The sequence below is a fragment of the Ferruginibacter sp. HRS2-29 genome (genome assembly GCF_024343615.1).
In the GTDB taxonomy this organism is placed as follows: Bacteria; Bacteroidota; Bacteroidia; order Chitinophagales; family Chitinophagaceae; genus Ferruginibacter.
On record NZ_RJUB01000141.1, the window covers coordinates 1 to 22,490 of the forward strand.

The 22,490-nt window shown below is 43.6% G+C and carries 28 protein-coding genes; 16 read left to right on the forward strand and 12 right to left on the reverse strand.

What is annotated here, in order from left to right:
- Positions 1-1,375 precede the first annotated feature (1,375 nt).
- Entirely contained in the window at positions 1,376-2,716 is a 1,341-nt protein-coding gene (locus EGI32_RS15285) for a DEAD/DEAH box helicase (protein WP_255156225.1), read from the reverse strand.
- Positions 2,717-2,884: 168 nt separating this feature from the next.
- Positions 2,885-3,427, reverse strand: a complete 543-nt coding sequence (locus tag EGI32_RS15290) for a GNAT family N-acetyltransferase (RefSeq protein ID WP_255156226.1) — start codon at positions 3,425-3,427, stop codon at positions 2,885-2,887.
- A gap of 145 nt (positions 3,428-3,572) precedes the next feature.
- On the opposite strand from EGI32_RS15290, the gene EGI32_RS15295 reads away from it, so the two are divergent.
- The 5 genes from EGI32_RS15295 (at position 3,573) to EGI32_RS15315 (ending at position 6,647) form a co-directional block, all read left to right on the forward strand.
- On the forward strand, positions 3,573-4,154 hold the full coding sequence (locus EGI32_RS15295) for a DUF1543 domain-containing protein (RefSeq protein ID WP_255156227.1): 582 nt from the start codon (positions 3,573-3,575) through the stop codon (positions 4,152-4,154).
- Between the two features lie 1,261 nt (positions 4,155-5,415).
- Positions 5,416-5,802, forward strand: a complete 387-nt coding sequence (locus tag EGI32_RS15300) for a PleD family two-component system response regulator (RefSeq protein WP_255156228.1) — start codon at positions 5,416-5,418, stop codon at positions 5,800-5,802.
- Positions 5,803-5,923: 121 nt separating this feature from the next.
- The gene (locus EGI32_RS15305; protein WP_255156229.1) at positions 5,924-6,193 is read left to right on the forward strand and encodes a hypothetical protein; all 270 of its coding nucleotides are present in this window, start codon (positions 5,924-5,926) and stop codon (positions 6,191-6,193) included.
- A gap of 15 nt (positions 6,194-6,208) precedes the next feature.
- Entirely contained in the window at positions 6,209-6,316 is a 108-nt protein-coding gene (locus EGI32_RS15310; RefSeq protein WP_255156230.1) for a DUF6526 family protein, read from the forward strand.
- A gap of 7 nt (positions 6,317-6,323) precedes the next feature.
- Positions 6,324-6,647: a DUF6526 family protein gene (locus EGI32_RS15315; RefSeq protein ID WP_255156231.1), complete on the forward strand. Its 324-nt coding sequence runs from the start codon at positions 6,324-6,326 to the stop codon at positions 6,645-6,647.
- Here EGI32_RS15315 and EGI32_RS15320 read toward each other — a convergent pair whose 3' ends face one another.
- Complete coding sequence (locus tag EGI32_RS15320; RefSeq protein ID WP_255156232.1) at positions 6,648-7,487, reverse strand: NAD(P)H-hydrate dehydratase; 840 nt, start codon at positions 7,485-7,487, stop codon at positions 6,648-6,650.
- 345 nt (positions 7,488-7,832) lie between these two features.
- On the opposite strand from EGI32_RS15320, the gene EGI32_RS15325 reads away from it, so the two are divergent.
- Together EGI32_RS15325 and EGI32_RS15330 are read left to right on the forward strand one after the other, a co-directional pair.
- Positions 7,833-8,486 (forward strand): hypothetical protein, encoded by a 654-nt coding sequence (locus tag EGI32_RS15325; protein WP_255156233.1) that lies wholly within the window; start codon positions 7,833-7,835, stop codon positions 8,484-8,486.
- 122 nt (positions 8,487-8,608) lie between these two features.
- A complete protein-coding gene (locus tag EGI32_RS15330) occupies positions 8,609-9,604 on the forward strand; it encodes an LLM class flavin-dependent oxidoreductase (protein ID WP_255156234.1) in 996 nt (331 codons plus the stop codon).
- Between the two features lie 272 nt (positions 9,605-9,876).
- Here the strand turns inward: EGI32_RS15330 and EGI32_RS15335 are convergent, their stop codons facing one another.
- The gene (locus EGI32_RS15335) at positions 9,877-10,752 is read right to left on the reverse strand and encodes a DnaJ C-terminal domain-containing protein (protein WP_255156235.1); all 876 of its coding nucleotides are present in this window, start codon (positions 10,750-10,752) and stop codon (positions 9,877-9,879) included.
- Between the two features lie 181 nt (positions 10,753-10,933).
- Between EGI32_RS15335 and EGI32_RS15340 the strand changes: the two genes are divergently transcribed.
- Positions 10,934-11,416 carry a DoxX family protein gene (locus tag EGI32_RS15340; protein WP_255156236.1) on the forward strand — a complete coding sequence of 161 codons (483 nt, stop codon included), beginning with the start codon at positions 10,934-10,936 and terminating at the stop codon, positions 11,414-11,416.
- A 5-nt stretch (positions 11,417-11,421) separates the two neighbouring features.
- On the opposite strand, the gene EGI32_RS15345 is transcribed toward EGI32_RS15340, so the two are convergent.
- Complete coding sequence (locus EGI32_RS15345; RefSeq protein ID WP_255156237.1) at positions 11,422-11,982, reverse strand: AraC family transcriptional regulator; 561 nt, start codon at positions 11,980-11,982, stop codon at positions 11,422-11,424.
- Positions 11,983-12,032: 50 nt separating this feature from the next.
- Positions 12,033-12,359, reverse strand: coding sequence for a hypothetical protein (locus tag EGI32_RS15350; protein ID WP_255156238.1), 327 nt, complete (start codon positions 12,357-12,359; stop codon positions 12,033-12,035).
- A gap of 189 nt (positions 12,360-12,548) precedes the next feature.
- On the opposite strand from EGI32_RS15350, the gene EGI32_RS15355 reads away from it, so the two are divergent.
- From EGI32_RS15355 to EGI32_RS15380, 6 genes are all read left to right on the forward strand, one after another.
- On the forward strand, positions 12,549-13,157 hold the full coding sequence (locus EGI32_RS15355; RefSeq protein WP_255156239.1) for a TetR/AcrR family transcriptional regulator: 609 nt from the start codon (positions 12,549-12,551) through the stop codon (positions 13,155-13,157).
- 19 nt (positions 13,158-13,176) lie between these two features.
- Positions 13,177-14,013, forward strand: a complete 837-nt coding sequence (locus tag EGI32_RS15360) for an oxidoreductase (protein WP_255156240.1) — start codon at positions 13,177-13,179, stop codon at positions 14,011-14,013.
- Between the two features lie 87 nt (positions 14,014-14,100).
- The gene (gene fabF, locus EGI32_RS15365) at positions 14,101-15,348 is read left to right on the forward strand and encodes a beta-ketoacyl-ACP synthase II (protein ID WP_255156241.1); all 1,248 of its coding nucleotides are present in this window, start codon (positions 14,101-14,103) and stop codon (positions 15,346-15,348) included.
- Positions 15,349-15,357: 9 nt separating this feature from the next.
- On the forward strand, positions 15,358-16,122 hold the full coding sequence (locus tag EGI32_RS15370; RefSeq protein WP_255156242.1) for an SDR family oxidoreductase: 765 nt from the start codon (positions 15,358-15,360) through the stop codon (positions 16,120-16,122).
- 138 nt (positions 16,123-16,260) lie between these two features.
- Positions 16,261-16,746 (forward strand): DinB family protein, encoded by a 486-nt coding sequence (locus tag EGI32_RS15375; protein ID WP_255156243.1) that lies wholly within the window; start codon positions 16,261-16,263, stop codon positions 16,744-16,746.
- A gap of 10 nt (positions 16,747-16,756) precedes the next feature.
- Entirely contained in the window at positions 16,757-17,578 is an 822-nt protein-coding gene (locus tag EGI32_RS15380) for a hypothetical protein (RefSeq protein WP_255156244.1), read from the forward strand.
- Between the two features lie 6 nt (positions 17,579-17,584).
- On the opposite strand, the gene EGI32_RS15385 is transcribed toward EGI32_RS15380, so the two are convergent.
- Positions 17,585-18,268: a DUF1345 domain-containing protein gene (locus EGI32_RS15385; RefSeq protein ID WP_255156245.1), complete on the reverse strand. Its 684-nt coding sequence runs from the start codon at positions 18,266-18,268 to the stop codon at positions 17,585-17,587.
- Between the two features lie 31 nt (positions 18,269-18,299).
- A complete protein-coding gene (locus EGI32_RS15390) occupies positions 18,300-18,761 on the reverse strand; it encodes a GNAT family N-acetyltransferase (RefSeq protein ID WP_255156246.1) in 462 nt (153 codons plus the stop codon).
- A gap of 126 nt (positions 18,762-18,887) precedes the next feature.
- Here EGI32_RS15390 and EGI32_RS15395 point away from each other — a divergent pair, with 126 nt between their 5' ends.
- On the forward strand, positions 18,888-19,529 hold the full coding sequence (locus tag EGI32_RS15395; RefSeq protein ID WP_255156247.1) for a trans-aconitate 2-methyltransferase: 642 nt from the start codon (positions 18,888-18,890) through the stop codon (positions 19,527-19,529).
- Positions 19,530-19,735: 206 nt separating this feature from the next.
- On the opposite strand, the gene EGI32_RS15400 is transcribed toward EGI32_RS15395, so the two are convergent.
- Both EGI32_RS15400 and EGI32_RS15405 read right to left on the reverse strand, forming a co-directional pair.
- Positions 19,736-20,254, reverse strand: a complete 519-nt coding sequence (locus tag EGI32_RS15400) for a thioredoxin domain-containing protein (protein ID WP_255156248.1) — start codon at positions 20,252-20,254, stop codon at positions 19,736-19,738.
- 10 nt (positions 20,255-20,264) lie between these two features.
- Entirely contained in the window at positions 20,265-20,732 is a 468-nt protein-coding gene (locus EGI32_RS15405) for a peroxiredoxin (RefSeq protein ID WP_255156249.1), read from the reverse strand.
- Positions 20,733-20,930: 198 nt separating this feature from the next.
- Between EGI32_RS15405 and EGI32_RS15410 the strand changes: the two genes are divergently transcribed.
- Positions 20,931-21,443, forward strand: a complete 513-nt coding sequence (locus EGI32_RS15410; RefSeq protein ID WP_255156250.1) for a DinB family protein — start codon at positions 20,931-20,933, stop codon at positions 21,441-21,443.
- On the opposite strand, the gene nudK is transcribed toward EGI32_RS15410, so the two are convergent.
- Together nudK and EGI32_RS15420 are read right to left on the reverse strand one after the other, a co-directional pair.
- Positions 21,438-22,016: a GDP-mannose pyrophosphatase NudK gene (gene nudK / locus EGI32_RS15415; RefSeq protein WP_255156251.1), complete on the reverse strand. Its 579-nt coding sequence runs from the start codon at positions 22,014-22,016 to the stop codon at positions 21,438-21,440. The genes EGI32_RS15410 and nudK overlap by 6 nt on opposite strands.
- 22 nt (positions 22,017-22,038) lie before the next feature.
- The gene (locus EGI32_RS15420) at positions 22,039-22,479 is read right to left on the reverse strand and encodes a hypothetical protein (RefSeq protein WP_255156252.1); all 441 of its coding nucleotides are present in this window, start codon (positions 22,477-22,479) and stop codon (positions 22,039-22,041) included.
- Between the last annotated feature and the right edge of the window lie 11 nt (positions 22,480-22,490).

Consider the following 22,490-nt stretch of genomic DNA (forward strand, 5'->3'; position numbering starts at 1 on the left):
ATTGAACTTTTTACTAACTGGATTTCGTTTTCTGCGAAGCAGAAAAAATCTGTGTAATCCCCTTCATCCCTATAAAATCTGTGATCCTTTTTCTATCTCATTAATCTTATCCCTTCTTCTGCCACTTGTTTTTTGATCACGGATTTCAGACTGATCAGGAGATCGCACGGATTATTTTGCTGGCGCAAAATCAAAATGTAGTTTATAAACTAATTGAACTTTTTACTAACTGGATTTCGTTTTCTGCGAAGCAGAAAAAATCTGTGTAATCCCCTTCATCCCTATAAAATCTGTGATCCTTTTTCTATCTCATTAATCTTATCCCTTCTTCTGCCACTTGTTTTTTGATCACGGATTTCAGACTGATCAGGAGATCGCACGGATTATTTTGCTGGCGCAAAATCAAAATGTAGTTTATAAACTAATTGAACTTTTTACTAACTGGATTTCGTTTTCTGCGAAGCAGAAAAAATCTGTGTAATCCCCTTCATCCCTATAAAATCTGTGATCCTTTTTCTATCTCATTAATCTTATCCCTTCTTCTGCCACTTGTTTTTTGATCACGGATTTCAGACTGATCAGGAGATCGCACGGATTATTTTGCTGGCGCAAAATCAAAATGTAGTTTATAAACTAATTGAACTTTTTACTAACTGGATTTCGTTTTCTGCGAAGCAGAAAAAATCTGTGTAATCCCCTTCATCCCTATAAAATCTGTGATCCTTTTTCTATCTCATTAATCTTATCCCTTCTTCTGCCACTTGTTTTTTGATCACGGATTTCAGACTGATCAGGAGATCGCACGGATTATTTTGCTGGCGCAAAATCAAAATGTAGTTTATAAACTAATTGAACTTTTTACTAACTGGATTTCGTTTTCTGCGAAGCAGAAAAAATCTGTGTAATCCCCTTCATCCCTATAAAATCTGTGATCCTTTTTCTATCTCATTAATCTTATCCCTTCTTCTGCCACTTGTTTTTTGATCACGGATTTCAGACTGATCAGGAGATCGCACGGATTATTTTGCTGGCGCAAAATCAAAATGTAGTTTATAAACTAATTGAACTTTTTACTAACTGGATTTCGTTTTCTGCGAAGCAGAAAAAATCTGTGTAATCCCCTTCATCCCTATAAAATCTGTGATCCTTTTTATCGCATTAATATCGTCCCTTCTTCTGCCACTTGTTTTTTGATCACGGATTTCAGACTGATCAGGCGATTACACGGATTATTTTGCTGGCGCAAAATGAAAATCCAGTTTATAAGATATCGTCAACGTTTCAAAAACTGCATTTTCGTTTTTACGAAGTAAAAACAATCTGTGTAATCCCCTAATCAATCTGAAATCTGTGATCCCCTTATCCCCTTATCTCCTCAATTACGTCCTTTCTTTTTCTGCCCCCTTGTTTTGGGTTTACCATATTTTTTCATCATCCTGTCTTTCCGGCTCATCACAAAATTCACCTTGCTGTTCTTCGCCGATTTCGGATGAAATGCCGGCCCCACATCTTCTTTCTTCGGAAGCTTGATCTGTATTTCCTTCATGTAGACCTTCGGAATTTCGTCTTCTGTAAGCACGGTAGAAATTTCGACTTCGGCAGGTAATGCTGCTATCGGAATAGCAAAATCCATCAATTCTTCGATGGCTTGCTGCAGCGGCTTTTCTTTTTCTGTAATAAATGTGATGGCAATCCCTTTTTTCTTCGCACGACCGGTACGGCCGATGCGGTGCATGTAATTTTCAGGAATGTCGGGAGTATCGAAATTGATGACATGGGTTACTTCGGTAATATCGATACCGCGGGCCACAATGTCTGTAGCGATGATGAAGCGATAATTTCCTTCCTGGAATTGTTTGACCGTATTGAAACGATGATTCTGTTCCTTATTGCTGTGGATCACCCCGGCAGATTCGGGGAATAACGTTTCCAGCTCCGCGAAAAGTTGATCCGCCAGTTTTTTTGTGGCGGCAAAAACCAACACTTTTGTCATCTGCGGATCATTTGCCAGCAAGTGTTTCAGCAGGTTTACCTTGGTATGGAAGTTTGGGACTTCATATGCCTGTTGCTCAATATTTTCGAGCGGGGTTCCGGATGGGGCCGCTTCTATTTTTACGGGATTATTGAAGAATGTGTGAATGAGTTCTTCCACTTCTTCTGTAAGTGTTGCCGAAAACAACAGGTTTTGCCGTTTGGCCGGGATAAGGTCGAGGATATTTTTCAGCTGTGTGCGAAAACCGAGATTCAGCATTTCATCCACTTCATCGATGATCAGCGTCTTAATATTTTTCAGTTTCAATGAGCCGTTCATCGCCAGATCGAATAAACGCCCCGGCGTTGCTACCAGTATGTCCACTTTTCCTTCCACCGAAAGGCGTTGGGTATTGATATTTACGCCCCCATACACCCCTACCGTCACCACGGTCATATAAGTAGTGAGTTTGTTGACCGTTTCCACCACCTGCGCCACCAGTTCCCGGGTAGGCACCACGATCAAAATAGTCGGGGATTTGTCCTTTGTAAATTTCCATTGCCGCAGGCAGGGCAAGAGGTAAGCGATCGTTTTTCCTGTACCGGTCTGCGCTATGCCACACACGTCGGCCCCGGACATCACCACGGAAAAAGCCTTTTCCTGGATCGTAGTGGGATTTTGATACCCAAGATCGTCGAGTGCATTGAGTAATGGTGTGGAAATATTGAGATCACGAAAGCTCATGGTGGAAAGATTTTGGGCAAAGGTAAGGAATGGGGGCTGGTTACTGGTTACTGGATGCTGGTTACAGCAGAATGCTCAACGGCTCTGTCATTGCCAGGCACGAAGCAATCTCTTCGAGTAGACAAATATGGAAGAGATTGCTTCGTACCTCTTACAGCAATGACCGTTCTAATGGAAATCCCGGCCTGCAACTAAACTCCTCCAGTCATCCTCCAATATTCCCATTTCAATCATGCTCCAGAATTCGCCTTCGTATAACAATACATCGCGTTGCAATCCTTCCTGTTGCATACCTGCTTTTTCATAACATTTTACAGCAGCGATATTATCACTGTAAACGCCGAGCCCGATACGGTGGAGCCCGAGTTCTTCAAAACCTATACGGATGGCTTCTTTCATCATGGCGATGCAATAACCTTTTCCTTTTTCGCTTACAAACACACGGCTGATCCTTGCCGAGCGGTTCTTCCAGCTGAGCCCACCGATAGAGATATGCCCCACCACATTCCCGGTTTTTTCCTCCACAGCACGATAAACGAACGCATCGGAAACGCCTTTGATATTCGTGTCATCGATATACCATTCCAGGCTTCTTTGTGTAAGGGGATAGGAGAACAGCGAACCGGCCCAATTCATCAGCAACCGCTCATTGTTGATCCATCCGATTAATTGTGTAAAATCCTCTTCGCTGAATTTTTCTAGTCTGATCATGCCCGTCAGGTAAATTTTTATGCGAAAGTAAACTTTAATTAGAATGAATAATTGATAATGAATAATTAATAATTATTTCCAGGACAGGCTGATATTTATCTTTGGCACTCTATTTAATACAGTACCTTTTTTTAAATGCTTTTTTATGAAATTATTTATGCTCCTGTTGGGTTGCAGGGTGAAAGGACGTTTTACAGAGCAACATGATATCTTCTTCGGTATTGCAAAAAACCTGAAAGAGCTCATACCGTATATGATCGATCATTGGCCGGAAGCGAAAGGAAAAATTCATATAGATGCCTGGCGGGAAGTAAATTGTGCGAACGGTTTTCTTGTAAAAGTCATAGAAAAAACACAGGATATGAAACTACCGGAAAATGAAATGAGCCTGTTTTTTATAAACCTTGGAGGTTACAGGGCAGGAGAATTTGACGAGTTTCATTACAAAATGATCATTGCCGAAAAAGATACCAGGGCTGCCCGGCGGCAGGCGATGAAACACGTTTTTTTTAAACACAATACCCTCCCCAAAAGCGATCTTCATTACAAAGCCGTTGCGCATGTGGATGATAAATACGGTTTAGACGTGGATGACCTGTATAATATCAGGGATATCCTTCCTTTGGAAATGAAAAGCAGGTATGCGTTGCAGTTAGTACCTACCGCAGATGTTATTGAAGACCCTGTTCATCTCGGATATTTGAAGTTTACGGATCTTTCGGCTTAACTATGTAATATGTTGTACTATCAGATTTTTTAATGGATTAAAAAAAATCGAAAATCCGCAGTTAAGTCTTTAGTCCATAGTGACGTTTTATCTTCAGAAATTCTTTATTACTCCACGCCCGTTGGGGCGATTGTTTGCGCTCCCCACAGTACTGTGCGGGACTGTATTCGCCGGTTTTGTCCCGGATAATGCTACGCATCCGGCACAAATTTCGCCTGCGGCGAAACCCCGGCAAATGAGGCCGTTCTGCAAACATTGATGGTTCACACGAAGGGAAAATACATTCGCAAGATTAAAATTGATATCGCACATTTCTAAGAGCGGTTAATTAAATTAAATATCCATTCATGTTAAAGGATCCGTAAAGCCAACCGTTCATTAAATAAACCTCCCCGTTCATTGTTATCATACCAGCTGTTTGATTGAATTGCCGCAATTTCGCCTCGGAAAAAACACTGCATTTATCTATACATCCTACGTAACTGAAGTGTAGAATAAATGTGCACCCGGCAATTGAAAAGTGGAAAACTATCTTTTCCTCTGTAACGTCTCATCAGTGTGTGGCCGGAGATGTTATGGGGAAAGGATTTTTGTTTCAGGCCTTCGACAACGGTTGTCTCATCCTGAATACACTTTACACCGTATTATAATTACTTATAAACTTACCTGCTTTCACCTTTCACTATTCACCATTCACTATTCACCATTCACCATTCACCATTCACCATTCACCATTCACCATTCACCATTCACCTTTCACCTTTCACCCAGTCACCGCGTTACGTGCATCGGGGAAATGCATTTCGGCGCCGATGGAAAGATATTGCCGGTAAAACTGACGAATGAAGGTGTACACTTACAAAAACCTGGACACCAGATAATATAACCATTTAGCCTACAATCTCTTATTACTTTTAAACAACATATCCGCTGCACCTATGTTATTTGCTTTACACACATACTGTTTATAACATCTGATCCGAAAAAATCAAAAAAGTGAGTTTTTGCTGTATATTAGCGCAACGATCCCGGATGGCCGGTATAACATTTTTCTCTACCCTAATTCTACCATACTCCATAAAAGACAGGCCTGGCCTGCCCCGTAAAAATTTATTTTAAAACAAGAGAGAACTGTTAGCGATCGGTGTCAGATCACAGGCGATAAATTGCCCGGATACTAAAAATGAATTTTATTAACATTTTGACAATCAGGCAAAGTTGTTGCAAGTGGTTGTGCTGAATTTAATTAAAAGATTTTGCGATGAAAAAAGTTTTAGCCAAAAAATTAAACCTGCTGGTGGTAGATGACGATGATGATATGCTGGTGCTCTTTTATATGGCCATGAGGGCAAAAGGTTACGATGTAGAAGTAAGTCGCAATGCCGAAACATTCTGGGAAGACCTTTTTTACACACATCCCGATGTGATCATACTGGATGTGCATATGCCCGGCATTGACGGGCGGGTACTCTGCAGGCGCTTGAAAGAACATGAGTATACCGCACAGATCCCGGTCATACTCTTATCCGCTAATGCCGACCTCGAACACATCGCCAGCGAAACAGGCGCCAACGGTTATATCAAAAAACCGTTCACTCCCGAAAAAGTGATGCAGGAAGTTGACCGCATCATGGGAAAGGCCGCCTGAAAAATAAATGATCATCTGTACTGATCGTTATAAATAATAAAGTACGCTGCCAATATTTGGCAGCGCTTTTGTATGAATGCAGGTACGGCCAATATCAGCTGCAACCATTTAAAACAACATTATGGAAAATAAAAAGACTGACGAAAGCGTAAAAACAGGCTTAGAGGTTGAAGCAGTAAAAGTTGAGGACATCAATACAGAAAAAGACCCGGATGAACTGGTGCATGAAAAAGAAGATGAATTACCCGATACCGTTTCTACGGAACAGGATATGGATGATCTTGTGCACACACATGCAACAGATGCACCGGTGAATGAACTGGAGGAAAAAGATATTGACGACCTGATGCACCAGGCTCCGAATGATAACATTGAAGAAGATCAGCGCTGAATTTAAATTTATTTTATGGCTCAACAGCAATATAAAAATCATATCCGCTGGTATCCTGCGCATCATTTTGTTTTTTATCCATTGGTAACCCTGCTTTTTTTCGCGGGGATATTACGGATATAATCAACAATTGAATATTAACTGGCTATGGCTGATCATTTCAGCCATAGCTGTTTTTTTAGGATGGTCGTCGTTCATGATGCGGCAGCATTATGCATTGATCTGCCAGAACAGGATCGTACGGCTGGAAATGCGTTTCAGGTATTTTTCACTTACGGGAAAACGTCTGGAAACAGTAGAACGGGAATTGACTTTCGGCCAGATAGCGGCATTACGGTTTGCATCTGATGAAGAATTGCCCGGATTGCTGGATAAAACACTCCGGGAAAAACTTTCGCCGGATGCAATCAAAAGATCGATCCGCAATTGGCTACCGGATGACATGAGGGTTTGATCAATACTTTTTAAGCACCATCTTGAATGCATGCCCGATCTCCGCGATCACATCTCTCGCCAGCATACTCTCCATACTCTGATGGTTCAAAGCGATGTCTGCAGCCAGGCCGTGCAGATATACCCCGATCTTCGCGGCATCAAAAGGTTGGTATCCCTGTGCCAGTAACGCAGTGATCATTCCGCTTAAAATATCACCCGAGCCACCTTTGGCAAGCCCGGCATTACCCGTGGTATTCAGGTAAGCGTTACCGTTATGAGCGATCAATGTCTGGTGGCCTTTCAACACGATCACCCAGGGATGCTCCGCGGATAACCGGATCGCTTTTTCCATACGTTCTTCCGACGACATGGATCCGCCAAACAACCGGTCAAATTCTTTAGGGTGCGGGGTGATGACTGTATTGAATGGAACGGATTGCCAGATGTCTTTGTTGGCAGCTAAAAGATTCAATGCATCCGCATCGAGTAACAAAGGCCTGTTGAAATTTTTTAAATAATAGTGAAGCAATTCCAATGAACCATTGCCGGTACCCAATGCAGGCCCGATACCCGCTGCGGAAAAAACTTCCAGGTCAAGCTGTTCATCATCCCGAAAGACCAGCATTGCTTCGGGCACGGCTGTCTGCAAAATACCTCTTTCTGTTTCGGGAACGTTCACTGTAAGCAGTCCGGTCCCGGCACGCAGACAGGCTTCCGCACATAACACTGCGGCCCCCATCCTGCCCTTGTTTCCGGCTACCAGCAAGGCATGCCCGTACGTTCCCTTATGCGAATCAGCAGCTCTCGGCTTGATCAGGGAAGTAATGATCTCTGGTGAAAGTAAAACAGGATGGTCCATTTTTTTGTTTTTAGATCGTTTCCGGAGCCTGTATTATTCATTTCAGAAACAAAAAGGAAAGTTATTCATAATATCCCGTACAATTCCACTGTTCATTTATTTGCAACCTGCCTGGCAAGCGACACCAGCTGCCAGTACGGTGGAAAATATTGATGGGTTTTGATGAAACCGTCTATTTCAGCTGCTGCCTCTTTCCGCAAAGTCGCCGGATTTATTACTGTCGGGAATCAGCAACAAAAGATAAACTGCCGCCAATACCAGCACAAAATATTTCAGGAATTTTTTCATGCCGGCAAGGTAATGATAAACTTATATTTTAGTTATATTTAAGTATAAACAGAAAACATGAAAAACAGCCTGCCCGTCATTTTAATCATCATCCTTTTGCATTCCTGCAACGATAATAAAACCAGAGAGAATAAAAATGTCACCGCTCCTGTTACAAAAGATAGCGTTGGCGCAAAACCTTCACCGGCAGATAGTTTGAAAACAGCCCCCGTTTCCATAACGGAAACCACGAAAGCTATCCTTACCCTTCTTCAAAACAAGGATCACAAAAGTTTTTCTTCTTATATCCATCCCGTAGAGGGCATCCGGTTTTCCCCTTATGCCTGCATCGATACGGCTACCGATCATCATTTCAGTGCAACGGAATTTTCTTCACTGCTGGCGCAAAAAAATAAAAAGCTGATCTGGGGAAGTTATGATGGCAGCGGCGATGACATAAAACTGACAGTGGACGGTTATTTCCAGAGGTTCGTATATGATGCCGACTTTTTAAATGCGGAAAAAACATCGCTCAATAAAATGATCGGTGGCGGCAATTCACTCAACAATCTTCCTAAAATTTATCCCGATCACGAATTTACAGAAAGCTATTTTTCAGGATTTGATAAAAAGCTGGGAGGGATGGATTGGGTAGTCTTGCGGCTGGTGTACAAACGATATGAGGGCAAACCATATCTTGTAGGGGTTGTGCATGATCAATGGACGATATAGATTTTCCGCAGATGTTGGCTGATGAATACACGCAGATTTTTGCAGATCAACAAGCCCCGATTGGTGAATAAAATAAGATAATTTAACTGATACATCGAAATAATTCGATGTATCTTTGCGCCATGAGCAAGTTAAAATTAAGCATACTCGATCAGTCGATAGTGAGGGAAGGCGCTACTGCGGCGGAAGCTATCCAGGAAACCATTGAAACAGCCAAACTGGCGGAAAAACTGGGCTTCAACCGCATCTGGATTTCGGAGCATCACAATTCGGCCTTCATTGCCGGATCGGCGCCGGAAGTATTGATGGTAAAGCTGGCGGATGAAACGAAGACATTGCGCATAGGTTCGGGCGGCATCATGTTGCCCAACCATAGTGCTTTTAAAGTGGCCGAAAATTTCAGGATGCTTGAAACGCTTTTCCCCGGCCGCATCGATTTAGGCATGGGGCGTGCACCCGGTGGCGACAGGATCTCCGCTTCCCTACTCAACCCTTCCAATACATTCAGCGAAGAAAATTACATCACGCAACTCGACAATCTTCAGCATTTTTTCCGCGATACCGCCGGCACCAAATACGGGCCGATACTGGCAGTTCCGCAGGCACAGACAATTCCTATGCAATGGATATTAAGTTCCAGTGGTGGCAGCAGCAGCATTGCAGCTAAATTCGGGCTGGGACTGGTGATCGCGAAATTCATCAACGGAACAGTTTCGCCGCAGGTGGCCGAGATCTACAGGAATGATTTCGCCCCATCTTCACAATTTGAAAAACCGCATGTGATCCTGGCAATCTCCGTACTGTGCGCAGAAACGGAAGAAAAAGCCAAAGAAATGCGGAAGAATGTGGATTATATTCTATTGCAATTTGATAAAGGGATCTTTGATAAATTTCCCGAACAATCCGTCATTCAGCAATACGAATTTTCACCTGCGGAACTGGAACGCATAAGGCATAATAGCGGCCGCACGATTTCAGGTACCAAAGAACAGGTAAAAGAACAACTGACCAGACTGGCGGAAGAATTTGATGTGGATGAGATCATCGTATCCACCATGACCGCGAATAAGGATGACAGGAAGAGGAGCTTTGAATTGCTCGCAGAAGCATTTAGGTAATTACGAATTGACAATTACGAATTACGAATGGAAGCGAGGATATGAGCGATAAGGGATCGCAGATTAAAAAAGGATGAAGGGGATTCCACAGATTATTCACTGCTTCGCAGTAAATTAAAATGCAGTTTATAAATACCAGAACTCTTAATTAAGTTCCAATATTTATAAACTGCATTTTCGTTTTTACGAAGTAAAAACAATCTGTGTAATCACCTTCATCCCTCTGAAATCTGCGATCCTTTTTCGCTTCGATCACTCGTAATTCGTAATTGTCAATTCGTAATTGCCTTCAGTTTTTGAAAAAGCTCCTTTTGTTCTTCGGAAAGATGGATTGGCAATGCCACTTCATAAGTAACAAACAGGTCACCAAATTCCCCTTCTTTTTTATACACCGGGAAACCTTTGCCCTTCAATCTGGTTTTGCTGCCGGGTTGCGTGCCTGCAGCCACTTTCACTTTTATTTTCCCGGTAAGCGTTTCGATGATGGTTTCGCCTCCCAGCACTGCCGTGAACAGATCGAGTTTGCCAATCGTGTGCAGGTCGTTTCCTGTACGGCGGAAATTGGAAGGTTCTGATATGGAAAACGTGATGAACAGGTCACCCGCGGGGCCGCCATTTACACCGGGAGCGCCATAACCTTTGAGTTTGATCACCTGCCCGTTGGCAATTCCGGCAGGAATGGTGATGCGCACGTTCTTTCCGTTTACGGTCAATGTCTGCTGATGGGTGTGCAAAGCATCGGTCAGGGATAATTTCAATTCGGCATTGTAATCCTGTCCGCGATGTTTTGCCTGTCGCCTGCCGCCGCCAAACATCGATTCAAAGAAATCGGAAAAGCCACCGCCGCCATCAAAACCTTCAAATCCCCCGCCAAATGGCTGCGACTGTTGCTGTGATCGGCGGGCCTGCTCAAACTGTTCCCCATGCTGCCAGTCTTTCCCGTATTTGTCATATTTTTTGCGCTTCTCCGGATCACTCAGCACTTCATTGGCCTCATTTACCTGCTGGAATTTTTTGTGCGCTTCCTTGTCATCGGGATTTACATCAGGATGAAATTTCCTGGCCATTTTTCGGTACGCTTTTTTGATCTCTTCGTCTGTCGCTGTTTTATTTATACCTAAAATCTTATAATAATCTACAAAGTCCATAATTCAGTTTTTCTTGATACAATGTACAAAATTATGGCACCAAACGATGGAATTACATGGAAACAAGAGGAATTTCCGCTGTGATGTATGGAACGAAAATTTAATAAAAGCTACCAAAAGCTTTTTTGGTACGATTCTTCTGGTATAAATGCCAGCTGATTAACAATTAAACCATACAATCATGTTACACGATACACCCCCTCCTCAAGGCAAACAATCGCCGCAGCCAAAATGGCTTACCATTTTCAGGGTGATCCTGGGGTTCATTCTTATCTGGAAAGGCTATACTTTTTTCAAAGATTCGGCCGCATTGGAAGAAATGATCCGTGGCGGCGGCATCGAAATGTTCAGCAATAACACACGTGCCATCGCATTCATTATCACTTACATAAACCTGCTGGGCGGCGTATTTATCGCTACCGGGCTTTTTACCAGGTGGATGTCGCTGATCAATATTCCTGTGGTGGTTGGTGCGATCATTTTTGTAAACAGCAAAGCGGGCATGAGTTTTTCCAATACGGAACTGATATTATCCATAGGCGTATTGATCCTGCTTATAATTTTTGTAATAAAAGGAAGTGGCACACTCTCCGCTGACGAATTTTTCAGGTCGTACACAAAAGCGGGAATGGAACAGGGGCACACGAAAAAATTATTCCAGTAAGTCCATCAAAGATCCTGGAGCACGATACGCCTCTTTTTCTTTAAGGCTTTAAAATGTGAAGGTGTAAGCCCCGTCACTTTTTTAAACTGTGAAGAAAGATGCGCCACACTGCTGTAATTCAGCCGGTAAGCTATTTCTGTAAGTGTATACTCATTGAAAAGTATCATTTCTTTGGCCTTTTCGATCTTCAGGGAAATGATATATTTTTCAATAGTACTGGCCTGCATGGCCGAGAAAAAATTCGCCAGGTAACTATAGCTGTAATTCAGTTTCTGGCTGAGGTATTTTGAAAAATTCTTCGGCATTTTTTCATCGGAATTGTATACATATTCCAGTATTTCTTTACGGATCTTTTCCAGCAGCACACCTTCTTTGTTTTGGATCAGTTCCAGCCCGGCTTTGCGGATGGCGCTGTTGAGTTTTTTTTGCTGCTCTACAGTCACTTTTTCTTTTACCTCCGCTTCGCCCAATTCCACATTTTTGGGATGAAGGCCGAGTTTTTCAATTTCATCTTTCACAACGATCTTACAGCTTTGGCAAGCCATGTTGCGGATATACAATTTCATGTCAGTACGATTAAGGTTGTATGGGTAATATCTGTTGTAATATACAAAAATTAAGCAGGCCGCGGATAAATCGAAACGATCATTTTCCGCGATTCGTCTACCGGCGTGATACGGAGCCCTTCTCTTTTTGCATAACTGAAATTGTACGACCTCGGATCGAACATTTCCGGGAGATGCTCCTCATTTTCAGTAAAAATAATGTAAACCGTATCAAGATGATTGCTGGTAATGATCTGTACATTATTGTCAAATACTTTCAGGTGGCCATCCCGTAACAGATGAATGGTTCCTGTAAAACTCACGACCCCGTATTCGTCCATGAGATTAAAGTCTGAAATAAAATTTTGTAAAGCGGCAGTAGATTGGTCAGAATGCATATTTCCCCCTGGATATTAAAAAACAATGCAAAGTAATAAACTAATTTCCTCTCCGTCATTATACAATTACGCTATTCTTTTATAGAATTTTTATATGAAAATGAAGCATTTACGTAGTGCCAGATACTTTTAACAATAGCTTGCTGAAAATAATATACCCATTCATATACCAATCGGTATATTTGCAAAATGAAATTCGTTCCACGCTCAGAAGAGACCAGGCAATTTATCATAGAAAAGACGGCAGCCATCTTCAATAAGAAGGGTTATGCCGGTACCTCCATGTCGGATCTTACTGCGGCTACCAATCTTACCAAGGGCAGCATTTATGGTAATTTTGAAAATAAGGAATCGGTGGCCCTGGCGGTGTTTGACTACAATGCAAAAAAGAAAAATAAATTCGAAGATGAAAAACTGGCGCTTGCTCCTACTTATAAAGAAAAACTGATGGTGTATGCGCATATATTTTGCCAGAAAGATGCGTTGGAGCTGATGGAAGGTGGTTGCCCGTTGTTGAATACCGGCATTGAATCGGATGATACCCATGAGCCACTTCGAAAAAAAGTGGGCGAAGAATTATCCGCATGGAAAAAAAAGATACAGGCTATACTTTCAGCAGGCATCAAGGCGAAAGAATTTGTACCGACAGTTGATATGGAAAAATTCGCTTTATCGGTGATAGCACTCATAGAAGGTGGTATCTTTGTTGCCCGCGCTACAAAAAACAAAAAGAACTTCGAAGTCATCCTCAAGACAGTTGAAGATATGATCGAAAATATTTCATTGGTAAAAAATTGATCCACATAAAAAACGACAGATGAAAAAAGTTTGGCTCATTACAGGTTGCTCCACCGGGTTTGGAAGGGAACTCTCCACTTACCTTCTTGCACAAGGTTACCCGGTTGCGGTTGCAGCCCGCAAAACAGAAGATATAAAAGACATCGTGGAAGGGTTTCCCGAAACGGCTTTGTCATTGAAACTCGATGTAACAAAACCTGCTGAAATCAAAACTTCCGTGCAGCAGGCGTTGGATAAATTTGGCCGAATCGATGTGTTGGTCAATAATGCCGGCATCGGTTATTTCGGCGCTGTAGAAGAAAGCGAAGATGAAGCGGTGAGAAATATGTTTGAAATAAATTTCTTCGGCCTGGCAAATATGACGAAAGAAGTTTTGCCAGCCATGCGTAAACAAAGGAGCGGGCATATTGTAAACATCGCTTCTATCGGCGGCCTGGTAAGTTTTCCGGCAGTAGGTTTTTACAATGCCACCAAATATGCAGTCGACGGTTTATCTGAAGCACTTGCGAAAGAAACCGCCCCACTTGGCATCAAAGTAACCATTGTAGCCCCAAGCGGGTTCCGTACAGACTGGGCGGGAAGGTCGGCTAACAACAGCCCGGTCGTGATTGAGGATTACGCTGCCACAGCCGGTGCAAATAAAGACAGCATCCGTGGTTACAGCGGCAACCAGCCCGGTGATCCGAAGCTTGCCGCCATAGCGATCGTAAAAGCAGTAGAATCTGCAGAACCGCCATTGCGACTGCTTCTGGGAGCAGCTGCGCTCAAAGGGGCACGCAACAAACTGGAATTATTGAAAAAAGATTTTGACACCTGGGAAGAAACTACCGTGGGTGCCGATTCGCCAAAAGCGTAATAAATTATTTAATGGAACATTGTTCCATTAAATTTTATTCATTCATATACCAACTGGTATATAGAAAAGAAAATTAAAAATACGATCATGAAAAGAGTAGTTATCACCGGACTTGGCGCCTTATCGCCATTAGGCAATAATGTGAACGATACCTGGGAATCTTTGATAAATGGTAAAAGCGGTGCTGCGCCGATCACAAAATTTGACAGCAGTAAATTCAAGACGAAATTTGCAGCCGAATTGAAGGGTTTTGACCCGCTGGAGTTTATTGATAAAAATGAAGCCAAGAGATACGATGCCTACACCCAATACGCCCTGGTGGCCGTTGCCGAAGCGGTAAAACAGGCCGGCATTGATTTTGAAACATTGAACCGCAATCGCATCGGGGTCATCTGGGGCAGTGGTAATGGAGGAATTCAAACTTTCCAGGAGCAGTTGATGGAGTTTGCCAAAGGTGATGGCACCCCGCGTTTCAGCCCGTTCTTCATTCCTAAGATGATCGTGGATATTGCTTCCGGCGTGATCTCGATCAAATATGGCCTGCGTGGTGTGAATTTCACTACGGTATCGGCCTGTGCCACTTCCAATACGGCGTTGATAGACGCATTCAATTATATAAAATGGGGCAAAGCCGATATGATCATCACGGGCGGATCTGAAGCCGCCATCAATGAAAGTTCCGTTGGCGGCTTCAATGCATCGCGTGCTTTGTCTACGCTGAACGACAGCCCCGCCACCGCCTCCCGCCCTTTTGATATCAGTCGCGATGGTTTTGTAATGGGTGAAGGTGCAGGCGCTATCATTCTCGAAAGCCTTGAATCGGCCCTGGGCCGCAATGCCACCATCCTCGCCGAAGTGGCCGGTGGCGGCATGGCTGCAGATGCATATCATCTTACCGGTACGCATCCTGAGGGAGAAGGCGCTTTTCTCGGAATGAAGGAAGCCCTCGCCGATGCCGGCATTGAACCGAAAGATATCGATTACCTGAACGTACATGCCACTTCTACTTCACAGGGGGATACCAGTGAACTGAAAGCCGTGGAAAGGGTTTTCGGTATAAAACCAAACATGCAGATCAGCGCTACCAAATCCAGTACCGGCCACCTCCTTGGCGCAGCCGGTGCAATTGAAGCCATCGCCTGCATCAAGGCTATCATACATGGCATCATCCCTCCTACCATCAACACGGTGAATGTTGAGCCGGAGTTTGCTGACAAATTTGAATTCACGCTGGGAAAGGCACAGCAAAGGGAAGTCAATTATGCGATGAGTAATACATTCGGTTTTGGCGGCCATATCGCTACCGCAATTTTCAAAAAGTTCAATCAATCATAAATCACTGAAATGAACACTATCAATAACACCATCCTGATCACCGGCGGAAGTGCCGGCATCGGATTTGAGATCGCCAGGTTGTTTTCACAAAAAGGCAACCATGTCATCATTACCGGAAGGGATGAACAACGCCTGGCGAAAGCAGCTGCGCAACTTCAAAATGTGACAGCCATACAATCCGACGTAACCGATAAAGATTCTGTAGAAGCCCTTACAACAAGGATCCGGAAAGATTTTCCGGCATTGAACATCGTTATCAACAATGCAGGAAAAGCCAGTGTATATAATCTTGATACTGAGGACGTGAATGCTTACCAGAAAGCGGCTGAAGAATTTGAAACCAACTTTCTTTCTGTTTTAAGATTGAATGAAGCTTTATTGCCTTTGCTGAAAAAACAACCGGAAGCCGCCATCGTAAATGTAAGTTCTATTGTAGCTTTCGTGCCGGGCATTTCATTGCCAACTTACGCGGCGAGCAAAGCAGCGTTGCATTCTTACACCAGGTCATTGCGGCTGACGCTGGAAAGGTCTACCGTAAAGGTTTTTGAACTGATGCCACCATTGGTAAATACAGAATTTTCAACAGAGATCGGCGGAGCAAATGGAATTCCCCCGGCCCAGGTGGCAGAAGCCCTGTGGAATGCCTTCGAAAAAAATCAATACGAGATACGTGCAGGCAATACCGAAGACATGTATCGTTTATACCTTTCGTCACCGGAGAATGCCCTTGAAGTGATGAATGCACAGCGCAGAGAAATATTGGCTGCACGCTGAAGTTCCTGCTCCAGCCTGTATCATTGATCATTTACTGAAAAATACTTTGACTGTGCAAAGCAGTTTTTAGTTTTATTACATCCCCCCATTCATTTTTACTTCTTAACTTTAGCCCCGTTCTTTCAAAAATTTAAACTCATGGGTAATCAGCAATTATTTATACAAATGGCCATCACCGCCTGGAAGAGTCACAACAAACGAGTGGATGAACTTTTGAATACGCTTACAGATGAGCAACTGGCCACGCCTACCGCTCCCGGTAGAAATTCGGGTGTGTATCTTTTAGGACACCTGGCGGCTGTGAACGATAACCTGTTTGTATTGTTAGGATTTGGGGAAAGGCTTCATCCCGAACTTGACCTTCCTTTTTTGCAATCGCCTGATGGCGCTGGCCTCAGCATCCCCGACACCGTTTCGCTGAGGAAATACTGGGAAGAAATAAACAGCGCATTAAGCACAGCAGTTGATGAACTTTCAACAGAAGGGTGGTTTGAAAAACATTCGGCCGTTTCTTCGGAGGATTTTGCCAAAGAACCGCACCGCAACAAACTCAACATCCTTTTGAACCGCACCAATCACCAGGCTTACCATCTCGGACAGATGAATTATCTTAAGACTAAATGATGACAGCGTTATGAAACAAAAATTTACAGCCGCATTAAAACCATTGCTACTTATATTTTTTTGCTGTACAACGATGGTGATCCATGCACAGCAAAAAAACACCCCGGATCTCGACAGCAGGATCACGGCTTTATCCAACAAGGCAAAAGCAGGAAACCTCACCAAAAAAGAGGGAAAAGAATTCAGGGATATCGGTTACCAGGTACAAAACAATGGCTTTGCGCTTGACGAAAGATCACATGATTATAGCAATGCCTTATCGTATATCAACAAAGCGCTCAACATCTGGGAACTCACTGCCGATACGCTCAACGAAGCCAATAGCCGGAAATACAAAGGCTACCTGCTTGGAAGGCTCGGACAATTTCCCGAAGGGAAAAAAGAGATATTTCAAGCCATCTCTTTATATCAGCAAAAACGTAAACCCGCGGGTGTAGCCGTTTCTTACTTCGACCTCTCAAGGGTTTTTGAATTTCAGACGCAGTATGATTCATCGTTGTACTATGCAAACCAGGCACTCGCCTATTGGAAGAATAACGTCGATAGTTCGAGGATATTCATTGTGCGCAACCAGCTGATCAATATTTATTACCGTACAAAAAAATACAAGGATGCCGAACAGGTAGTTCAGCAGAATGAACTGATGCTTTCGCAAACAAAATTAAACTGGCAGCAGCTGATAGATTTTTATGACGTGACTGTTCAGTTTTACAAAAAATGGAAAAAGAAAGATCAGGTCAAAAAATACACCGCGTTGCTGGAAGATAAGGTCAGCACACTATATGCTGAAGGCATCAATGCCAGGTCTTCTTTCGAGGTCGCTGAAAAATAAACACCATTAATTTTTAAGCCCGGCTACGATATTGATTGTGAGCGCCACTACGAAAGTATTCAACCCGAAAGAGAGTAATCCGTGAAGAAGTACCAGCCGCCGGATCTTCCGCGAGCTGATCTCCACATCAGAAACCTGGAATGTGCAACCGATGACGAAAGAAAAATAGGCAAAATCTATATAATCCGGTTCTTTTTCATCGCCTGGAAACTCCAGTCCGCCGGCTATTTTTTTACCACCCTTGTCGGGTACATCATAATACATGTGTGCGTAATGAAAAGTGAACACCGTATGCACCATTGCCCAGGAAAGCAGCATCCCGGTGATGGCCACGGGTAAAAAATAAGCCTGTGCACTGTCTTTTGAAAGCATGAGTAAAAGAATGGTGAACATTCCCGCGAAAGAAGAAAACAGCACCATGATGGTGACGAAGAACTTATTACCATCTTCGCCGGAAGCGATATTTTTTATGTCACCCACCGAACGTTTGAAAAAAATGATCCAGCTCATCAGGAGAAAAGAAGCTGAGAACCCTATCCAGCCGATCATGCAGATGAACAAAGCGTTATCTGAACTATAAGCGAAGAAGACGGCGAGGCCTGCAACGGCAAGGCTTATTATAAAACGTTCCAATGGATACATCCGCAGGATAAGGTTTCCGTTTTGTTCTTTCGTTTTTTTTCTTGGCATAAATTATTTTTCTAAAATATATACATACAATTTATCCGCCACGCCTCATTTCAATCATGTGCCGGACAAACCCAACTTTTTCATAAGCCCGGATGGCTGCGGAATTCCCGGAATAAACTTCCAGCCGGAATTCGGTAATGCCTTTGGCTTTCGCCCATTCCATCAGCCTGTTGATCATCAAACGATTGATCCCTCTTCCCCTGTATTCCGGAAGTACGTACATGAATCCAAGATAAGCATGTTGAGTATGCTGCAGAAATAATTCGGAAGCTTCAATACGTGCATAACCCGAGGCTATGGGTTTTCCATCAACGGCCGCAACCAATAATTCAATGTGACCGGAATGGATCATTTTCGGCAGGTCGTAATATTTTGCATCGGCTGTTTTTAATGTTGGATCAAAGGGACGCTCGGATCCTATCACGCCCTGCTCAAATTTCAGCAGCGTTTCCATATCCCCTACAACGGCTTTTCTTATGATGACATCTTCCATTGAATTTTCTTTGTGTTATGAAAGTAATCAAAAAGCAGCAACGAAATATTTACTTTCCTCAAAGCTCAGGCTTACAGTATATCAACTCACCAATAATGTGTAATTTTCAACTGCAAATCGAAAGCCATGGACAAGTACAAAGAGACATTTGAAACCTGGGATAAGCTAGCCGGGCTCTACCAGGAAAAATTCATGCACCTGGATCTTTATGACGATACCTATGATCTTTTCTGTAATGAGTTGGAGCCGCATGCTGCTTTATTGGAGATCGGCTGCGGGCCGGGAAATATTGCCGCGTACCTCCTGAAAAAAATGCCGGAGCTAAAGATAGATGCAAATGATATTTCCCCGAATATGATCGGCCTGGCGCAACTAAATAATCCTTCGGCTCATTGTTATGTAATGGACAGCCGTGATATTTCGCAAATTGAAAAAAAATTTGATGGCATTGTCGCGGGGTTCTGTATCCCCTATCTTTCCGTTCCGGATACCAGGCAGCTGGTAAAAGATTGCAATAACCTGCTGAATGAAAATGGCGTTTTATACATCAGCTTTGTAGAAGGCAACCCCGGAGATTCAGGCTACAAAGCTGGCAGCACGGGCGACCGGACATATTTTTATTACCATGAATGGAAGGTTTTAGAAGAAATGATGAAGAAAGACAATTTTGAAATACTTCATTTGATCCACAAATCTTACAAAAGAAACGATGGGTCTGAAGAATTGCACAGTATTGCCATTGCAAAGAAACCGAAGCATTCAGACTGAGATAGTTTTAAATAGCTACAAATGACAAGGACATCCACTTACCTGGATGTCCTTTTGTTATGATGCTAAATCCAAGAGTGCTGCCTAATTGTAATGTTATTGCGAGGAACGAAGCAATCTCTTCGCATTCTATTGAGAAACTCCAAGAGATTGCTTCGTTCCTCGCAATGACAGTTCTAATGAAATTTTTCGCCAGCCTCCAGCCCCTACTCCCCATCAATCAGCCTCAACAACGATTCATACGTAGTATCATATTCCGCGATAACACCGTTGATGAAAAAAGTAGGAGTGCCGTTAACGCCGCTGCGGATACCGCTTTCAAAATCAGTCGCCACTTTTTCGAGGATATCATCGCTATCCATATCGGCACGTAATTGCGCCGCATCGAGTCCAAGTTCTCCGGCAAATTCATCGTAGATACTTTCATCAAGATCTTTCTGGCGGTCGAATATGAGGTTGTGCATCTCCCAGAATTTACCTTGTTTTGCCGCTGCCTCCGCCGCATGGGCAGCCATCAGGGCCTGGGGATGCGATTCCTGCAAAGGAAAATTGCGGAACACGAAAAGAAAATCATCACCCCTTTCTTTTAACAAACGATTGATCAACGGATGCGCATGCCCGCAATGCGGACATTGGTAATCGCCAAACTCTACCAGTACCGTTTTTGATGACGGGTCGCCCAATGATTGATCGTAATCGGAAACTGCCGGTTTTAATTTTGCCATAAAATATGCGTTAAGATTTTTTCTTCATTTCTTCCAAAGCTTCCACTATCCCATCAGCGCCCGGGTTGATACCATCCGGTGCCATGTAACTCCATTGGATGATCCCCTCTTCATCGATCACAAACAACGCACGTTTGCTCTGGCCTTCCGTTTCGTTGTAAGCGCCGTACAATTTCGATACTTCCCCTTTCGGTTCGAAATCGGAAAGCAACGGGAATTTTATTTTCCTGTTCTCTTCAAATGCCAGATGACACCATTTGCTATCCACCGAGATCCCGATCACTTCTGCATTGTACTTATGAAAGAAACTGCGCATTTCATTGTACAACCCCATCTGGTCGCTGCATACAGGGCTCCAGTCTGCAGGGTAAAATGCCAGTATTACATTTTTCCCCTTCAGTTCTTCCAGGGCCAGCTTCTGATCTGGTGTAGCATGTAATTTGAAATCCGGTGCAACATCGCCTTTTTGTAAAATCATCCTGGTGAGTATTTAATGATATAAAATGAAAATTGATCGATTGAAAGTCGTGATTATAAAGATAAACAGATTACGGCAGACAGCATTGCCTTCCCCTCCATAAATCACGATCGGGGTAACGGAATAGTTGATCTATACAACCAGCCTGCGTTTGCTGGCGTGAAAAATGTAACTTGAGTATTCTTTAATATCCACACCATGACTGATACTACTCTTGAAGTTTGGCAAAGGGGGCCGCTGCCCGGCATTCCGCCTCTTTTACAACCGGTAGCGCATGCCCTGCTGCAGGCCAATGAAGAATTGCTGGCGCTCGAACCGGCTGACGATATCTTATGGGAACGTCCGGCCGGCGTGGCTTCTCCGGGATTTCACCTGCAGTACCTTTCGGGTGTGCTCGACAGGGTTTTTACCTATGCACGTGGTGAAATGCTTACCGAGCAACAGTTAGCCCAACTCCGGGAAGAAGACGTTTCGCCTAATCCCGCCCTGAACGCGGCCGGGCTGGTAAAACGATTTAGTGACCAGGTAGATCAAGCGCTGCTGCAATTAAAAAACACCGATGAATCAACCCTTACAGAATTCAGGGGCATCGGCCGGAAGCAGCTGCCATCCACAGTTATAGGCCTGCTGGTGCATGCGGCCGAACATACCATGAGGCACCTTGGCCAATTGAGGGTAACGGTAAAAATACTGGATGCGGCAAGGTCATAATATTCCGTGCAGGCGAAGGTATTGCAGCAGCATGATCGTTTTGCCATCTTTTATCCCGCCGGAAGTGATCATTTCCAATGCCTGTGTAAATGGGATCTCCAGCACTTCTATATTTTCTTCTTCATGCTCTACACCACCGCCATCAGCCACTTTCATGGTTTTGTCGTAGGCCGCTATGAAAAAATAAACGATCTCCGTCACCGAACCCGGCGACATATAGGCTTCAAAGATCTTCTGCACTTCCGTGATCTTATAACCCGTCTCCTCCTCCGTTTCGCGGCGGATGGCATCTTCAGGATCATCCTTGTCCAGCAGGCCGGCACAGGATTCTATCAGCAAACCCGATTCGTTTCCATTGACAAATGTAGGGAGCCGAAACTGCCGCGTGAGTATCACAGTGCCGGTTGTTTTATTGTACAACAAGATCGTCGCGCCATTGCCACGGTCGTAGGCTTCGCGGCTTTGCACCTGTTTGGTGCCGTCTTTTTTCAAATACTCGTACGAGATCTTCCTGAGCACATACCAGTTGTCGGACAATATTTCGGTGTTGAGGATCTTTACAGAAGTTGTCATTGTTACTTGTTTTTTTCTTAATTCAAGATAATGAGTGTGTCATCAAAACAGCCGGCCTGTTTACCGAAAGGCTGGTTTGATCTATACTGCTCCAATGTATATTTGATATCCCGGTAACTTTTTTACCCAACCTGTTGAATTCATAATATAACCGATTCTTCAAACGGCCATCCTTACCGGCATCCGGCCATTCCATCCGCACTTTTCTCGCATCCCCGATGGTCAACAGGTCATCTTCAATGCTGATATTTTCCGGTTCAAAAACAGAAAGTAATTGATTGCCCGAAAAAGACAAACGCAATTCTCCCGACGCTTCATCATACGCTGCCGAAATAATCGTACACAGGTGACCGTTAGGTTTTCCAAACCATTGCCCCCAGAAACAAACACTGCCGGTAAGCTGAGGCTGGATATTATCACCTATGCGCTGCAAAAGAGATTCAATCGTTAAAAGAAAAGACATCAATGTGCAGG

Excerpts from the sequence above, each read along its gene's own strand:
- EGI32_RS15285 (WP_255156225.1), bottom strand. The coding sequence starts at position 2,716 with ATGAGCTTTCGTGATCTCAATATTTCCACACCATTACTCAATGCACTC.
- EGI32_RS15290 (WP_255156226.1), bottom strand. The coding sequence starts at position 3,427 with ATGATCAGACTAGAAAAATTCAGCGAAGAGGATTTTACACAATTAATC.
- EGI32_RS15295 (WP_255156227.1), top strand. The coding sequence starts at position 3,573 with ATGAAATTATTTATGCTCCTGTTGGGTTGCAGGGTGAAAGGACGTTTT.
- EGI32_RS15300 (WP_255156228.1), top strand. The coding sequence starts at position 5,416 with ATGAAAAAAGTTTTAGCCAAAAAATTAAACCTGCTGGTGGTAGATGAC.
- EGI32_RS15305 (WP_255156229.1), top strand. The coding sequence starts at position 5,924 with ATGGAAAATAAAAAGACTGACGAAAGCGTAAAAACAGGCTTAGAGGTT.
- EGI32_RS15310 (WP_255156230.1), top strand. The coding sequence starts at position 6,209 with ATGGCTCAACAGCAATATAAAAATCATATCCGCTGGTATCCTGCGCAT.
- EGI32_RS15320 (WP_255156232.1), bottom strand. The coding sequence starts at position 7,487 with ATGGACCATCCTGTTTTACTTTCACCAGAGATCATTACTTCCCTGATC.
- EGI32_RS15325 (WP_255156233.1), top strand. The coding sequence starts at position 7,833 with ATGAAAAACAGCCTGCCCGTCATTTTAATCATCATCCTTTTGCATTCC.
- EGI32_RS15330 (WP_255156234.1), top strand. The coding sequence starts at position 8,609 with ATGAGCAAGTTAAAATTAAGCATACTCGATCAGTCGATAGTGAGGGAA.
- EGI32_RS15335 (WP_255156235.1), bottom strand. The coding sequence starts at position 10,752 with ATGGACTTTGTAGATTATTATAAGATTTTAGGTATAAATAAAACAGCG.
- EGI32_RS15340 (WP_255156236.1), top strand. The coding sequence starts at position 10,934 with ATGTTACACGATACACCCCCTCCTCAAGGCAAACAATCGCCGCAGCCA.
- EGI32_RS15345 (WP_255156237.1), bottom strand. The coding sequence starts at position 11,982 with ATGAAATTGTATATCCGCAACATGGCTTGCCAAAGCTGTAAGATCGTT.
- EGI32_RS15350 (WP_255156238.1), bottom strand. The coding sequence starts at position 12,359 with ATGCATTCTGACCAATCTACTGCCGCTTTACAAAATTTTATTTCAGAC.
- EGI32_RS15355 (WP_255156239.1), top strand. The coding sequence starts at position 12,549 with ATGAAATTCGTTCCACGCTCAGAAGAGACCAGGCAATTTATCATAGAA.
- EGI32_RS15360 (WP_255156240.1), top strand. The coding sequence starts at position 13,177 with ATGAAAAAAGTTTGGCTCATTACAGGTTGCTCCACCGGGTTTGGAAGG.
- fabF (WP_255156241.1), top strand. The coding sequence starts at position 14,101 with ATGAAAAGAGTAGTTATCACCGGACTTGGCGCCTTATCGCCATTAGGC.
- EGI32_RS15370 (WP_255156242.1), top strand. The coding sequence starts at position 15,358 with ATGAACACTATCAATAACACCATCCTGATCACCGGCGGAAGTGCCGGC.
- EGI32_RS15375 (WP_255156243.1), top strand. The coding sequence starts at position 16,261 with ATGGGTAATCAGCAATTATTTATACAAATGGCCATCACCGCCTGGAAG.
- EGI32_RS15380 (WP_255156244.1), top strand. The coding sequence starts at position 16,757 with ATGAAACAAAAATTTACAGCCGCATTAAAACCATTGCTACTTATATTT.
- EGI32_RS15385 (WP_255156245.1), bottom strand. The coding sequence starts at position 18,268 with ATGCCAAGAAAAAAAACGAAAGAACAAAACGGAAACCTTATCCTGCGG.
- EGI32_RS15390 (WP_255156246.1), bottom strand. The coding sequence starts at position 18,761 with ATGGAAGATGTCATCATAAGAAAAGCCGTTGTAGGGGATATGGAAACG.
- EGI32_RS15395 (WP_255156247.1), top strand. The coding sequence starts at position 18,888 with ATGGACAAGTACAAAGAGACATTTGAAACCTGGGATAAGCTAGCCGGG.
- EGI32_RS15400 (WP_255156248.1), bottom strand. The coding sequence starts at position 20,254 with ATGGCAAAATTAAAACCGGCAGTTTCCGATTACGATCAATCATTGGGC.
- EGI32_RS15405 (WP_255156249.1), bottom strand. The coding sequence starts at position 20,732 with ATGATTTTACAAAAAGGCGATGTTGCACCGGATTTCAAATTACATGCT.
- EGI32_RS15410 (WP_255156250.1), top strand. The coding sequence starts at position 20,931 with ATGACTGATACTACTCTTGAAGTTTGGCAAAGGGGGCCGCTGCCCGGC.
- nudK (WP_255156251.1), bottom strand. The coding sequence starts at position 22,016 with ATGACAACTTCTGTAAAGATCCTCAACACCGAAATATTGTCCGACAAC.
- EGI32_RS15420 (WP_255156252.1), bottom strand. The coding sequence starts at position 22,479 with ATGTCTTTTCTTTTAACGATTGAATCTCTTTTGCAGCGCATAGGTGAT.